This window comes from Mycobacterium sp. 29Ha (assembly GCF_032883055.1).
Lineage (GTDB): Bacteria > Actinomycetota > Actinomycetes > Mycobacteriales > Mycobacteriaceae > Mycobacterium > Mycobacterium gallinarum.
In genome coordinates this window covers 499,869-514,123 of sequence record NZ_JAMQTI010000001.1, presented here as the reverse complement: position 1 = coordinate 514,123, position 14,255 = coordinate 499,869, and the positions used below count along the sequence as shown (strand labels likewise).

Genomic DNA, 14,255 nt, shown 5'->3' with positions numbered 1-14,255 from the left:
TCAGCGACCGGTGAACGTTTCGCGCAGGCGGCTGAAGAGTCCGCCACCGGATGAATTCGCATGCGCGGTACGCACTTCGGCGATGTCGCGGCTGCGCTTCTCCTTCAGCTTGCGCAACAGCTCGATGTCCTCGTGGTCCAATCGCGACGGCACCACGACGTCGATGTGGGCGTGCAAATCTCCGCGCACCCCGGACCGCAGGTGCGGCATCCCATGTCCGCGCAGCGTCGTGACCTGTCCCGGTTGGGTGCCCGCCGCGATCGTGATCTCGGTCGGGCCGTCGAGGATCGCGTCGACGGTGACGGTGGTGCCCAGCGCCGCGTCGACCATCGGCACCGAGATGGTGCAGTGCAGATCGTCGCCGTCGCGCACGAACACGTCGTGGGCCTTCTCGTGCACCTCGACGTAGAGGTCACCAGCAGGCCCGCCGCCGGGTCCGACCTCGCCCTGTGCGGCCAGCCGGACGCGCATGCCGTCACCGACGCCCGCGGGGATCTTGACGCTGATCTCGCGTCGAGCCCGCACGCGACCGTCGCCACCGCACCGATGACACGGGTCCGGGATGACCTCGCCGATCCCGCCGCACACCGGGCAGGGCCGGGACGTCATCACCTGGCCGAGCAGCGAGCGCTGCACGGTCTGCACCTCACCGCTTCCGTGGCAGGTGTCGCACGTGACGGGCTTGGAGTTGCCGTGGGTGCCCTTGCCCTGGCAGAGGTCGCACAGGACGGCGGTGTCGACGGTGACCTGCTTGGTCACGCCCGTCGCGCACTCGGAAAGGTCCAGCCGCATCCGCAGCAGCGAGTCCGAACCCGGCCGAACGCGGCCGATCGGCCCGCGAGAGGTGCCTCCGCCGCCGAAGAACGCCTCGAACACGTCGCCGAGCCCCCCAAAACCACCGAAGCCGTTTCCTGCGGACGCGGCCGATTCCAGCGGATCGCCACCGAGGTCGACGATGCGGCGCTTCTCGGGATCGCTGAGGACCTCGTAGGCGGCGCTGATCTCTTTGAACCGCGCCTGCGCCTCCTCGTCGGGGTTGACGTCGGGATGCAGTTCCCGGGCCAGCTTTCGGTACGCGCGCTTGATCTCCGAATCACTCGCATCTCGGCTCACGCCGAGCAGCCCGTAATAATCGCGTGCCACGCTGACCTTGCCTGACCTTTCCTGCTGGTTCGTGTCTGTTCGTCGCCGGTACTACCGGCTACCCAACACTTGCCCGATATAGAGAGCAACCGCGGCGACATTGGCGATAGTTCCGGGATAGTCCATTCTGGTGGGGCCCAGCACACCCATGCCGCCGTACACCTTGCCCGAACTTCCGTATGCGGTGGTAATCACCGAAGTTCCGGCCATTGCCTCGGCTTCGGTTTCGTGGCCGATTCGCACGGTGATTTTGCCGGCCTCCTGCTGCGCGGCCAGCAGTCGTAGCACCACCACCTGCTCCTCGAGCGCTTCGAGGACTGACCGCAGCGACCCGCCGAAGTCAGCGGTGTTGCGGGTCAGGTTGGCCGTTCCGCCCAGCACCAGCCGCTCCTCGCTGTGCTCGACGAGCGTCTCCACCAGCATCGTGGCCGACCGCCCGACCGCGTCTGCCAGCCCGCCGTTGCCGTTGAGCTGCGACGCCAGATCGGCGACCGCGATCGACGCGGCGGCCAGCGGCTTGCCCTCCAGCGCCTGGCCCAGCAGATCGCGCAGCTTGGCCACGTCATGCTCGTCGAGGGGGTCGCCCAGTTCGACGATGCGCTGGTCGACGCGACCCGTGTCGGTGATGACGACCAGCAGCAGCCGTGCCGGTGTCAGCGCAACCACCTCGAGGTGGCGCACCGACGACGTCGACAGCGTCGGGTACTGCACGATCGCGACCTGGCGGGTCAGCTGAGCGAGCAGCCGCACCGCGCGGCGCAGCACGTCGTCCAGGTCGACGCCGGATTCCAGGAACCCCAGGATCGCGCTGCGTTCGGCCGAGGACAGCGGCTTGACGTCTTCGAGCCGGTCGACGAATTCGCGGTAGCCCTTTTCGGTCGGCACTCGGCCCGAGCTTGTGTGCGGCTGGGCGATGTAACCCTCGGCCTCCAGGACCGCCATATCGTTGCGGACGGTCGCGCTGGAGACGCCGAGATTGTGGCGCTCGACGAGTGACTTCGAGCCGATAGGCTCCTTGGTGGCTACGAAGTCGGCGACGATCGCGCGCAGCACCTCGAATCGTCGATCTTCGGCGCTACCCATGCGTTCACCTACCTTTCCCGTACCGGTTGATTCATTTTACGGGCATCATCAGCGGCGATACCGCACGGCGGATGATTGCGTTGCGAACTAGCCGTTTGCGATAGCCTCTGCGAGTGATGCGTTTGCCTCGGGGGACGACGCGGGGGTGGGTTGCGGCGCGGAGCCAGAAGTCCCAGAAATCGAAGCCGGGGCGGCTCCGGTGATCTTCAAGGGCGTGCTCGACGGGAGGCCCTACCCCGATCACGGGCTGTCGCATCGACAGTGGGCGCAGATCCCGCCCCGACAGATCCGGCTCGACGAACTGGTGATGACGACGACCGTGCTGGCGCTCGATCGGTTGCTATCGGAGGACTCGACGTTCTACGGCGACTTGTTCCCGCACGCGGTGAAGTGGAACGGCGACGTCTACCTCGAGGACGGGCTGCACCGCGCCGTGCGTTCGGCGCTGCGCAACCGAATCGTGCTGCACGCGCGGGTGTTCGACATGGATGCACCCATGTCCGAACAGGTGTCGATCTAGCGGGCGTCGAGGAAGGCGAGCACCGCGAGTACGCGGCGGTGATCCTCACCCGTCTCGGGCAAGCTCAGCTTGTTCAGGATGCTGCGGATGTGCTTCTCCACTGTGCCCTCGGTGACCCAAATACGGTGCGCGATACCGGCATTGGATCGACCCTCGGCCATCAACGCGAGGACTTCGCTCTCGCGCTCGCTCAGCACGCTCAGCGGGTCGTCCCGCTTGCGCGCCGAGACGAGTTCGCGCACCAGAGCCGGGTCGACGAGCGACGCCCCCCGCGCGACACGCTCCAGCGAGTCGATGAAATCGGCGACATCGGTGACGCGGCTCTTCAGCAGGTAACCGATGCGGTCCCCCGCGGCCAGCAGATCCATCGCATCGTCGACGGCGACATGTGCGGACAGCACCATGATCGCGGTATCCGGCAGTTCCTGCCGGATCTGTCGGGCGGCGTCCAGGCCCTCGCTGGTGTTGGTGGGTGGCATCCGGATATCGGTCACCACGAGGTCGGGCGTCATCGCGCGGACCAGGTCGAGCAACTGCCCGCCGTCGTCGGCCTGGCCCACGACCTCGAAGCCGGCGCCCTCGAGCAGGCTGGCCAAACCGGCCCGCAGCAGGACGTCGTCGTCAGCCAGCACCACTCGCGTCGTCTCGGCCATCAAGCCACTCCTTCTTCTACGCGTGGCGCCGCAACGTCGTTGCGAGGTCGTGCCAATAGGACGATGCCGGTGAAAACCTGCCAGCCGATGATCGTGTACACACAGGCCCGTTCGACGAGGCCGATGTGCGAAAAATCCACTGCCCAACTGGTGTACGTGTGCAGCAACGCGGCGGACACCAGGCCCGCCACTCCAATCATCACCCCGATCGGCTGATACCAGCGAGCCGACACGGCATGGCCAACCACCACCGAACCCACCACGATCGCCGCATTTCCACCGCCTATCGCGAGAAATGCGCCGAACCCGTGCAGCCATTCGTAGCCGTCGTTCCACAACGGCGAGAAGCCGTGCACGAATCCGACGAGGAAATTCCCGACGGCGTTCGTGGCTGTCAGCAACAGCAATGCCACGCCGGTCCGCCGACGATGAACGGCGCGCACCGCGACCACAGCACCGGCGAGGAACAGCGCGCCCTGAAGATAGAAACCCCAGTTCATCAGCGTCGCGCGCGGTGACCATTCGGGGACGCCCAACACGCTTATGTACTTCGCGGTGTAGCTGTAGGACGGGATCGCGGCCGCCGCGATGGCCTCGAAACCGATGAAGATGACGGCCGCCGATATCCACAGCGCGGCGACAACGCTCAGCGCGCGCCGGGTGGTCACCGCCACACGGTAGATCAGCTGGGGTATGTCAGCGGGGCGGAATGCACCCGCCGGGCGGGACGCCTCGCCTCGCATGCAGGTTAGGCTAGGCTAACTAACTGCGGGCTTCTCGCCACCTTGTCGAGGTCGGGCACGGCGGGGGCTTGTCGTGATCGGACATTGCCGAGCAAAGGACTTTGGACATGGGAAGAGGCCTGCAGGGAGCCCTGCTGCGCAGCTTTGGGGGGCGTGACCACCGGGCCACCGTCACCGACGTCGTGAGGGTGGCGCCGCACTTCGTCCGAATCACCATGTCTTCACCGACGATCTTCCAGGACGTCGTTGTCGAGCCGACGGCGTTTCTGCGTTTCTGGTTTCCCGACCCCGAGGGCGGCGACAGCGAGTTCCAGCGCATCTACACGCTCGTCTGGACCGAGCCGGAGTCAGGCAAATTCGCGGTGGACATGGTCCTCCACGAGCCGTCCGGTCCGGCCAGCCACTGGGCGGCCAGAGCCGAACCGGGGATGACCCTTCCCGTCGTCGCGTTGGGGTCCAAAGGATTCGCGGTCCCCGAGGAATTGCCCGCCGGCTATCTGCTCATCGGCGACTCGGCGTCGATACCCGCGATCAACTCGATTCTCGCGGCGCTGCCAGACGATGTGGACGTCGAGGTGTACCTCGAACGGCACTCCCATGACGACGAACTCATCCCGATCAACGACCATCCACGTCGGGCACTGCACTGGGTGGACAGGACCGACGAGCTCGCCCTCGCCGCGGCCATCGAGGACCGCGACTGGTCGAACTGGTCGGCGTGGGCGGGACCGGAGGCAGGGTCGCTCAAGCACCTGCGTAAGCGCATGCGCGACGTGTTCGGATTCCCGAAGTCCGACCTGCAGGCACAGGCGTACTGGACGCAGGGCCGCGAGATGGGCAGCCGCCGCGACAACGAGGACACGCCCTCGGCCGTGGAGTCCGAAACCGGTGCGGTCGAGAAGAGCACGGCGGCACCGGTCCCCGCGGAGGCACCCAGGGGGCGGTGGCGTTCGCAGGCCGCCAAGGATCTGTTGGCGCCGGTGAAGCCGCAGCTGATCGCGACCGGCATTCTCGAAACGCTGATCACGCTGATTCAGTTGGCGCCCTTCATCGTTCTCGTCGAGCTGGCCAGGCAGCTGCTGGCGGGCGCGGGTGAGTCCGCATTGCGCAGCACCCTGATCGTCTTCGTGGTGCTGCTCGGAACGTGCGCCGCGCTCAGCGCCGCACTGCTGTTGTGGCTGCACGCCGTTGACATGCGTTTCAACGCCACTGTTCGTCGACGGCTGATCGACAAACTCGCACGGGTACCGCTGGGATGGTTCACCCAACGCGGATCCGGCGCGGTCAAGAAACTGATCCAGGACGACACCCTGTCGTTGCACTACCTCGTCACCCATGCGGTGTCCGATGCCGTCGCCGCCGTCGTCGCGCCGATCGCGGTGCTGGTCTACCTGTTCGTCGTCGACTGGCGATTGGCATTGGTGCTACTGCTGCCGATCCTGGTGTACCTCGTCACCACGTGGACGATGGTGTACCAGAGCGGTCCGAAGATCACCGAGGCGTCGAGGTGGGCCGAGCGGATGAACGGCGAGGCCGCCGCCTACCTCGAGGGTCAGCCGGTGATCCGGGTCTTCGGCGGCGCGGCGGCGTCGTCATTCCGTCGTCGCCTCGACGAGTACATAGACTTCATCAACGTCTGGCAGCGGCCGTTCATCGGCAAGAAGACGTTCATGGATCTGACCACTCGGCCGTCAACGTTCCTGTGGCTCATCGCTTCCGCGGGAACCCTGTTCGTCGTCTCCGGCGCGATGGCGCCGTTGACCCTGCTGCCGTTCCTGATCCTCGGAACGACGTTCGGTACCCGCCTGCTCGGCATCGCCTTCGGATTCGCCGGTCTGCGCGACGGGATGCAGGCCGCCCGTCGCATCGCCGTGACCCTCGACGAGGACGAACTGGCCACCATGGACGCAGACGACGCCGCGGCGAAGACGCCTGCCGCCGACCCGGGAACGGTCACCTTCGACAACGTGGGCTTCGGCTACCGCCCGGGAGTTCCCGTCATCCACGACGTCACGCTGGCACTGCGGCCGGGGACCGTCACCGCGCTGGTGGGCCCTTCCGGATCCGGAAAGTCCACGCTGGCATCACTTCTCGCACGATTCCACGACGTCGACTTCGGCTCGATCAGCATCGACGGGCACGATGTGCGCACGTTGGAGCCCGACGAGTTGTACACGCAGGTCGGTTTCGTGTTCCAAGATGTCCAGCTCATCCAGGGCACGGTCCGAGACAACATCGCGTTGGCCCGACCGGATGCGAGCGACGCTGACGTCGAGGCGGCGGCGACGGACGCACAGATCCACGACCGGATCATGCGGCTGCCCAACGGATACCAGACCGAGCTCGGTGCGAGCAGCCAGCTGTCGGGAGGCGAGCGTCAACGGCTCACCATCGCCAGGGCGTTGCTCGCCGACACGCCGATCCTGATCCTGGACGAGGCGACCGCGTTCGCCGATCCCGAATCGGAATACCTGGTGCAACAGGCATTGAGCCGCCTCATCCACAACCGCACGGTACTGGTGATCGCCCATCGGCTGCACACCGTCACCGAAGCCGACCAGATCGTCGTGCTCGACGGCGGGCGTATCGCCGAGATCGGCTCGCACACCGAACTGCTCGCCGCCGACGGCCGTTACCGCCAACTGTGGGACAGCCGAGGCGAGACCGGAACACACGCGGAAGTACTCACCGGAGAGGCCACCCGATGATCGGTAATTTGATCCGGCTGGTCCCCGCCGGGTACCGCGGCGCACTCACGGGTTACGCAGTGTTGAGCCTTGTTTCGGTGATCCTGCGCGCCACCAGCGCGCTGCTGCTGGTACCGCTGCTGGCCGCCCTGTTCAGCTCGGCACCCGCCGATGCCCTGCCGTGGCTGGGCGCGCTCACCGCGGCCACCGTCGGCGGCTGGATCGTCGAGATGATCCAGGCGCGCATCGGCTATCGCATCGGTTTCGCGTTGGCGAACGACACTCAGCACCGGATGGCCGACCGGCTCACCGACGTCCCGCTCGGATGGTTCACCACCGACAACACCGCGATGGCGCGTCAGGCCATCGCCGCCAGTGCACCGGATCTGGTGTCCTTCGTCGCTAACCTGCTCACACCGTTCCTCGGCGCGCTACTGCTGCCCGCGGCGATCGCACTCGGGTTGTTCTTCGTCTCATGGCAGTTGGGCGTGGCCGCGGCCATCGCGTTGCCCCTGATGCTGGGTGCGCTGGTGGCCAGCCAGCGGATAGTGCGGGCAGCTGACGCCGCCGACGGTCGCGCACACAGCGCGCTCACCGAACGCATCCTCGAATTCGCCAGGACGCAGCAGGCGCTGCGGGCCAGCCGGCGGGCGACGGCAGCGCGCAGCCAGACCGGCGAGGCGGTGGCGACCGCACGAGGTGCCGCGATGAGGCTGCTGCTGTTCCAGATTCCCGGGCAGCTGATGTTCAGCGTGGCAAGCCAACTCGCGCTGATCGTGCTGGCGGGCATGATCACGACCCTGGCGGTGCGAGGTCAGATCGGCGCCCCGGAGGCCGTCGCGCTGCTGATCGTCACGGTGCGGTTCCTCGAACCTTTCAACGCGCTCGCCGACCTGTCCGGAGCCGTCGAGAACTCACGCGGCGTGCTCAACCGGCTGCGCAGCATCATCGACGCCCCCCGCGCGGCGGTCGGCGGCGGCGTTGCCGCCACCGCAAACCGCGCGCCGCGAATCGAGTTCCGCGACGTGGCTTTCCGCTACGACGGTGCCGCAGACGCCGGTGACGTGCTCGCCGAGCTCAACTTCGTGCTCGAACCCGGAACGACGACCGCGATCGTGGGCCCATCGGGGTCGGGTAAGAGCACGATCCTCTCGCTCATCGCGGGATTGCATGCTCCCACCCACGGCCAGATCCTCGTCGATGGCGTCGATATCGACGAACTCGATGCGGCCACGCGGCGGGCGCTGGTGAGCATGGTGTTCCAGCATCCTTATCTGTTCGACGGCCCGATCAAGGACAATGTCCGTGCCGGACACCCCGACGCCCGCGACGACGATCTCCGAAACGCCATGGCGCTGGCCCGCGTCGACGAAATAGTCTCGCGCCTACCTGACGGCGAGTCCAGCCGGGTGGGTGAGGCGGGCGCGGCGCTGTCCGGAGGTGAACGTCAGCGGGTCAGCATTGCACGAGCCCTCGTGAAACCGGCTGGCGTCCTACTGATCGACGAAGCGACCAGCGCGCTGGACACCGAGAACGAAACGGCCGTCACCGACGCGATCAGAGACGATCCACGCGGCCGCACCCGCGTCATCGTCGCGCACCGGCCGGGAGCGATCCGCAACGCCGACAATGTGCTGTTCGTCGACTCCGGGCGAATCGTGGAACAGGGCGCCATCGATGAGCTGACCGGACGCGGCGGACGATTCGCCGAGTTCTGGCGCCGGCAACAGCAGAGCGCCGGCTGGCGCATCGCGGCCGACGCCTAGCTCAGCCCACGGATTCGCTTCTCTCCAGTGCGTCGTCCGTCACAGTCATGGGTGGTCGCTCGGACGGGCCTCGCTCCGTGGCGTAAACGGAACCGAGTATCCGGTCCGACAGCAGTCCGAGGCAGGACAGGTTGGGAAAACCCGGCCCCTGGGTGAGCCCGGACAGTCCGGGCAGGAACAGTTTTGGCGTGACGCCGGCGACGGCCAGGTCGTCGCCGATGAACTCCTGGAGCGCGTCACCGGTCAGCGGGCCGCCGAGGCTCAGTTCGAGCAGATCCAGCGCATCCTGGCCCAGCAGCGGCAGGAACCACAGCGCGTCGGCGCCCGAACCGTCGATCACGAGATCGAATCCGTGCACGGTCTCGAAATTCTCACTTCCCCGATTCGTGCTGAGCGTCAGGCGGATTCGGCTGTCCCGTGCCACCGCGTGCGCGACGCGGCCGCGAAGGTGGCGAATTCGGTCGTCGGACAGCAACGCATCCTGCACCCGCGCGGAGAACACGCCGCGGTCGGTACGTGCCAGCGCGTCGCGGCGCTCGTTCAGTGTGAGGCTGGTCCAGCCGGTGGGGTCGGAGAACAGCTTGTTCTCGAAGAATCCCTCGCCGCGGGTGAACAGGGTGACTCCGGGCGAGATGACGGTGATCGTCGAAACCCGGTGCCGAAACAGCTCATTGAGAATCGATGCGGCGGTCTCGCCTCCCCCGATCACCGCGACCCGCTCCGCGGTGATCAGCTCGTTGCCCGCGGCCCGGTGCCAGAACTGCGCGATCGAGAGCACCCGCGGGTTGCCGGGCAGAATGGACCGCTCGGGCTGGCCGGGACCGGTGATCATCACGCCGTCCGCGAGCACCGCCTTCTCGGACGTGTGCAGTGCCCAGCGGGGTGTGGCGGCGGTGCTGTCGACGGAGATCCCGGTGACCTCACCGGAGACGATGTTCATCCGACAGTTGCCCGCGACCCAGCGCAGGTACTGACTCCACTTGCGATGTGTGGGAGCGGGCCTGCCGCGGTCTACCCATTCGGCGAACTGGCCGGTCGCGATCAGGTATGCCTGCCAGCTGTGCCGCGTCATGCGTTCGTCGAGTTCGGCGTTGCGGCCCGGCGCCTGGGCCCCCGCCCGCAGGGCAGGGGACGACGAGCGGTACGGGAAGCCGACATCCTTCTCGGGGCTGGTACCCAACCGGTGCTGGCCGTCGGTCCAGCCGCCCTCGGCCTGCCAGTTGGCGGCAACGCCCGTGCGTTCCACCGCAACGACTTTGGGCACGTCGACGCCCATGTCGTTCAGCTCGGCCGCTTTGGCGGCGACGGCAATGGCCTTGGCTCCTGCGCCGACGACGGCGAGGGTAGGCCTCATGGTGCAACCTCTCGTAGTGAGTCCTGCCACATCGACTGCAGGGTGGCGACGTCGTCGGCGGACAGGATCTCCGGCAGCGTGCGCCACTGGGTGCCCAGGACCGGCCTGTCCGCGTCGCCGATCACGGCGGCCAGGATGGTCAACTCATGTCGTACAGCGAGATCGGGTTCCGGCCGCGGCGAAACGCGCGCCAACAGTGAGCGATCGGGGATCAGCTCGCCGCCGGTGCCGACGTGCACCCTGCCGAGAAAGTTCAGCAGCACCTGCGGCTCGGCGTACCCCCGCAGCCGCTCCGCGGTATCCGGACGCAGGTAGCGCAGCAGCCCGAAGTCGATACCGTCGCCCGGCACCGCGTCGATCGCGCCTGGCACATTCATCCGCAGCGGATAGATGGCGGTGAGCAGACCCACTGTGTCGGAAGTGTCGGTGTCGTCCATGATTCCGTCCGCGCGGCCGTGCGTCTCCAGTGCGAGCAGGGGCGGCGCCTGGTCCTGACCCCGATGCTCGCGCCACCGATCGATGGTCCTTGCGGCCGCGGCCGCAAGGATCTTCTGCGCGGGCACGGCACCACTGAGAACACGCGCCGACACCTCTGGCTCGGTGAGCGACATGGTGACGACGACGTCGCCGATCCGGTCGATCTCCGGCCGGAGGCGTCGGGTGCCGAGCACCGGATCGGCACCCTCGAGTTGGGCCGCCCAGAAGTCGCATGTGTCCAGTCGGGCGGCGCGCTCGGCGAGCATCCGCGACCACCGCCGATAGCTGGTGTGCTCCGTCGTGGCCAGCGGATCCAGACCCGATGTGATGGTGTGCCACGATGCGTCGAGCTCACCCAGCACGATCCGCCACGATGCGGGATCCAGCGCAAGCACGTGTGCGACCAGCATGAGCACGCCCGGTCCGTCGGACTCTCGCAGCCACACCGCCGACATCATCGATCCCCGTTGCGGGTCAATCCGTTCCACCGCATGTGCGGAATGCTCGGCGACCGCGTCGACCATGTCACCCTCTACCCACACCTCGGTGAGAAAGCCGGTGGGCTCGTGTTCGACGAGCGTCATCGTTTCGATGTCCAGGCGGCTGCGCAGGACCTCGTGCCCGTCGACGACGGCATCGAGCATGCGGTCCAGGTCCGCGCGGGTTATCCCCTCGGGCAGCCGTACCGTCTCGGTCTGCGCCAGCCGCCGCGGTTGGCCGTGCTCGTAGAGCCAGTGCACGTTGGGCGGCACTGGTATCGGCCCGGTTCCCTCGTCACCCCGGCTGTCGACGGTGACAGACTCGTTGTCGATCGCGGCGGCCAGTTCGCGGATGGTCGTGCACTCCAACATCAGCCGTGCCCGCAGGGGAATGCCGCGCCTGCGGGCGCCCTGCACCACCGATAGCGCGACGATGCTGTCGAGGCCGAGCTGAAGAAACTCCGCGGTGACATCGATCTCGACGCCGTCGAGTAGCTCGGTCAACACAGCGACGAGCGCGGCCTCGGTTTCGGTTTCCGCTGCCGCCGAAGGAGCGTCGGCTACGGGAAGCGCGGCCAGCGCGGGCTCGTCGATCTTGCCGTGCGACGTCAGCGGCATCTGGTCGACGAAGACGATGCTCTGCGGAACCATATAGCGCGGCAACCGCTTTGACAGCATGCCCCGCAACTCGGCGAGGTCAGGCGCTGGTTCCGCGACCACATAGGCGATCAATCGCGGCCCGCCGCGAACCCGCTCCCGTACCGCGACATGTGCGTGACGCACCGCGGGGTGTGTGTGCAGCACGGCCGAGATCTCGGCGGGCTCGACACGGAACCCACGGATCTTGACCTGCGCGTCAGAGCGGCCGAGGAACTGTAGCGCCCCGTCGGGCTGGCGTCGCACCACGTCACCGGTCCGGTACATCCGCTCGCCGGGAACGAACGGGTCGGCCACGAATCGGCCCGCGGTCTCGGCGGGCCTGCCGAGATAGCCGCGGGTCAATTGGCGACCGGACAGGTAGAGCTCGCCGGGCACGCCGTCGGGTGCGGGCCGCAGCCACGAATCCAGTACGTAGGCGCGGGTCGCCGACGTGGGCACACCGATCGTCGGCTCGGGATGATCGGCGATGGGCGCGACCACGGCCTCAACCGTCGATTCTGTTGGTCCGTAACAGTTGTAGGCCGTCATGCCGGTGCGAGAGCATTCGTCGCGGATCAGGTTCCACGAAGGAATGCCGATCGCCTCACCCCCCAGCGCGAGCACGCCAAGGGGCACCGTCGTCAACAGTCCGACCGCGTGCAGCTGGGCGAACATCGACGGGGTGGTGTCGATCAGGTCGATTCCGTACCGTGCGATGGTCTCGACCAACGATTCGGCATCCCGTTGGACGTCGTCGTCGACGATGTGCACCGAGTGCCCGTCGAGCAGCGCCGCCAGCGGTTGCCAGGCCGCGTCGAAGGTGAACGACCAGGCATGCGCGACGCGCAGCGGATGGCTCAACCGGGCCGCGGCGGGCCGCAGAATGTGCTGGGCGTGATCCTCGGCGTACGCGAGCAGCGCTTGGTGGGTACCGATGACGCCCTTCGGCCGTCCCGTGGTGCCCGACGTGAAGACGACATACGCAGCCTGGCCGGGATGTGCTGCGACGGGCTGGAATCCGTCGGATTGCCCGGCGGCAGCGGCCGACATCAACAGATCGTCGACGATCACCGCCGCACCGCACTGGGCGAGGATGTCAGCGATCCGGTCGGCAGGCATAGCGGGGTCGAGCGGGACGATGACGGCACCGGCCTTCAGCACCCCCAGCATGGCCATCACGTATTGCGGGCCGCGTGAAAGGTTGATCGCCACCGGGTCCTCGACGCGAACCCCCCTACCGACTAGCAGGGCGGCCACCTGGTCGGCGGCCTCATCGAGCTCGCGATAGGTCAGCTCGCCGCCGGACCAGCTCAGTGCCCGCGATGCCAGCCGGGTGTAGGCGACGTCGGTGAACCTGGTGTGCACCCCGGTGTGTTCGGGTGCCTCAACGATCTCGGTTCGCGGTTGCTCCCCGTCGAGCAGGACACTGATATCGCGAAGCGGGCTGTCCCACTTGGTGATCAACAGCTGCACGGTGTTGAGCAGTCGTCGACCCAGGCTGTCGGGCGTCATCGACCCGAGTGCCCCGTCGACCACCTCGACGAGCACCGTCAGCTGGTCGTCGACCATATGGGCGGCGACGGTGACGGGGAAGTGCGACAGGCTCTCCAGCGCCGCCGGGCGGAACGTCGCGCCGTTGGCGGTGAACTCCCCGCCGCCGACCAGTCCACCGGGCGGGAAGTTCTCATACACCAGCAGGGTGTCGAACATCTCGCCGATGCCGCCGAGCGATCGTAGTTCGGCATGCGGCAGGTAGCTGTGGTCACGAAGCTTCGCCGCCTCCCGTTGCAGTGCAACACATTGCGTGCCCGCGCAGGTCGCGGGATCCAGCCGCACCCGCAGCGGCACGGTGTTGATGAACAGTCCGACCATGGTCTCAACCCCGGCCAGCTCGCTGGGGCGACCCGACACCGTCACGCCGAACACCACATCACTGCGATCCGCGAACGCGGACAACAAAGTCGCCCAGGCCATTTGCACCAGGGTGTTCACGGTGACCCCGTGCGCACGCGCCGCTTCGGCCAGCGCGGCGGTGGTGCCGGTGTCAAGCTTCAGCTCGGTGCGACGCGGCGACCCGCCGTCGGGCTCGCCCGCGGAAAGGGTAGGCGACAGCAGGGTCGGACCATCCATGCCGGCGAGGTGTTCGCGCCACAGTGTGCGGCTGGCCTCCTGGTCTCGCGCTGCGAGCCAACCGATGTAGTCGCGGTACGGCCGCGGCGGCGGGGGCAGGACAGCGGCATCCCCGCCTGCGCGGTACATGCCGATCAGCTCACCGACGAACAGCGGCAGCGACCAGCCGTCGATGATGATGTGGTGGGCGACCACCACGAAGCGCCAACGCGATTCGGGCACCTCGATGAGCACGAAGCGGATCGCGGGTCCGTGCTCGAGGTCGAACGGGCGCAATCGTTCGTCGAAGTCCAGCGCGTCGACCTCGTCGGCGGTGGCGGTGATCGTGCGCCACGGCAGGTCGACGCGGGTGGGGACGACCTGGACGGGGCGGCTCAGGTCACCGCGAAAGAAGCTGGCGCGCAGGTTGGGATGCCGGGCCAGCAGGTGCGCGGCGCAGGTGCGCAACAACTCCGGATCCAGTTCGCCGAAGATGTCGGCGGACATCGCGATGACGTACGGGTCGTCACCGGCGTCACCGCTGCTCAGTTGGGCCAGCGAGAACAACCCCTGCTGCAGCGGGCTGAGCGCCATCACATCTT

At 67.4% G+C, this 14,255-nt stretch carries 9 protein-coding genes; 3 read left to right on the top strand and 6 right to left on the bottom strand.

Annotated elements, in window-relative coordinates; all coding sequences use genetic code 11:
* The gene (gene dnaJ / locus M1248_RS02420; RefSeq protein WP_317147436.1) at positions 1–1,143 is read right to left on the bottom strand and encodes a molecular chaperone DnaJ; all 1,143 of its coding nucleotides are present in this window, start codon (positions 1,141–1,143) and stop codon (positions 1–3) included.
* A 51-nt stretch (positions 1,144–1,194) separates the two neighbouring features.
* Entirely contained in the window at positions 1,195–2,226 is a 1,032-nt protein-coding gene (hrcA, locus tag M1248_RS02415) for a heat-inducible transcriptional repressor HrcA (RefSeq protein ID WP_083125294.1), read from the bottom strand.
* A 199-nt stretch (positions 2,227–2,425) separates the two neighbouring features.
* Between hrcA and M1248_RS02410 the strand changes: the two genes are divergently transcribed.
* Positions 2,426–2,746 carry a type II toxin-antitoxin system VapB family antitoxin gene (locus M1248_RS02410; RefSeq protein WP_163729574.1) on the top strand — a complete coding sequence of 107 codons (321 nt, stop codon included), beginning with the start codon at positions 2,426–2,428 and terminating at the stop codon, positions 2,744–2,746.
* Here the strand turns inward: M1248_RS02410 and M1248_RS02405 are convergent.
* Both M1248_RS02405 and M1248_RS02400 read right to left on the bottom strand, forming a co-directional pair.
* Complete coding sequence (locus tag M1248_RS02405) at positions 2,743–3,399, bottom strand: response regulator (protein ID WP_163729576.1); 657 nt, start codon at positions 3,397–3,399, stop codon at positions 2,743–2,745. The genes M1248_RS02410 and M1248_RS02405 overlap by 4 nt on opposite strands.
* Positions 3,399–4,142 carry a DUF998 domain-containing protein gene (locus tag M1248_RS02400; protein WP_317147435.1) on the bottom strand — a complete coding sequence of 248 codons (744 nt, stop codon included), beginning with the start codon at positions 4,140–4,142 and terminating at the stop codon, positions 3,399–3,401. Before M1248_RS02400 ends, M1248_RS02405 begins: the two co-directional genes overlap by 1 nt.
* 107 nt (positions 4,143–4,249) lie before the next feature.
* On the opposite strand from M1248_RS02400, the gene M1248_RS02395 reads away from it, so the two are divergent.
* Together M1248_RS02395 and M1248_RS02390 are read left to right on the top strand one after the other, a co-directional pair.
* Positions 4,250–6,850: an ABC transporter ATP-binding protein/permease gene (locus tag M1248_RS02395; protein WP_317147434.1), complete on the top strand. Its 2,601-nt coding sequence runs from the start codon at positions 4,250–4,252 to the stop codon at positions 6,848–6,850.
* Positions 6,847–8,595 carry an ABC transporter ATP-binding protein gene (locus M1248_RS02390; protein WP_317147433.1) on the top strand — a complete coding sequence of 583 codons (1,749 nt, stop codon included), beginning with the start codon at positions 6,847–6,849 and terminating at the stop codon, positions 8,593–8,595. Before M1248_RS02395 ends, M1248_RS02390 begins: the two co-directional genes overlap by 4 nt.
* A gap of 1 nt (position 8,596) precedes the next feature.
* Here the strand turns inward: M1248_RS02390 and mbtG are convergent, their stop codons facing one another.
* Positions 8,597–9,949: an NADPH-dependent L-lysine N(6)-monooxygenase MbtG gene (gene mbtG, locus M1248_RS02385; protein WP_317147432.1), complete on the bottom strand. Its 1,353-nt coding sequence runs from the start codon at positions 9,947–9,949 to the stop codon at positions 8,597–8,599.
* Positions 9,946–14,247, bottom strand: a complete 4,302-nt coding sequence (locus M1248_RS02380) for an amino acid adenylation domain-containing protein (RefSeq protein WP_317147470.1) — start codon at positions 14,245–14,247, stop codon at positions 9,946–9,948. Before M1248_RS02380 ends, mbtG begins: the two co-directional genes overlap by 4 nt.
* Between the last annotated feature and the right edge of the window lie 8 nt (positions 14,248–14,255).

What these genes read in the sequence shown, in the direction of transcription:
- hrcA (WP_083125294.1), bottom strand. Translation starts at nt 2,226, where the DNA reads ATGGGTAGCGCCGAAGATCGACGATTCGAGGTGCTGCGCGCGATCGTC.
- M1248_RS02405 (WP_163729576.1), bottom strand. Translation starts at nt 3,399, where the DNA reads ATGGCCGAGACGACGCGAGTGGTGCTGGCTGACGACGACGTCCTGCTG.
- M1248_RS02400 (WP_317147435.1), bottom strand. Translation starts at nt 4,142, where the DNA reads ATGCGAGGCGAGGCGTCCCGCCCGGCGGGTGCATTCCGCCCCGCTGAC.
- M1248_RS02395 (WP_317147434.1), top strand. Translation starts at nt 4,250, where the DNA reads ATGGGAAGAGGCCTGCAGGGAGCCCTGCTGCGCAGCTTTGGGGGGCGT.
- M1248_RS02390 (WP_317147433.1), top strand. Translation starts at nt 6,847, where the DNA reads ATGATCGGTAATTTGATCCGGCTGGTCCCCGCCGGGTACCGCGGCGCA.
- mbtG (WP_317147432.1), bottom strand. Translation starts at nt 9,949, where the DNA reads ATGAGGCCTACCCTCGCCGTCGTCGGCGCAGGAGCCAAGGCCATTGCC.
- M1248_RS02380 (WP_317147470.1), bottom strand. Translation starts at nt 14,247, where the DNA reads ATGGCGCTCAGCCCGCTGCAGCAGGGGTTGTTCTCGCTGGCCCAACTG.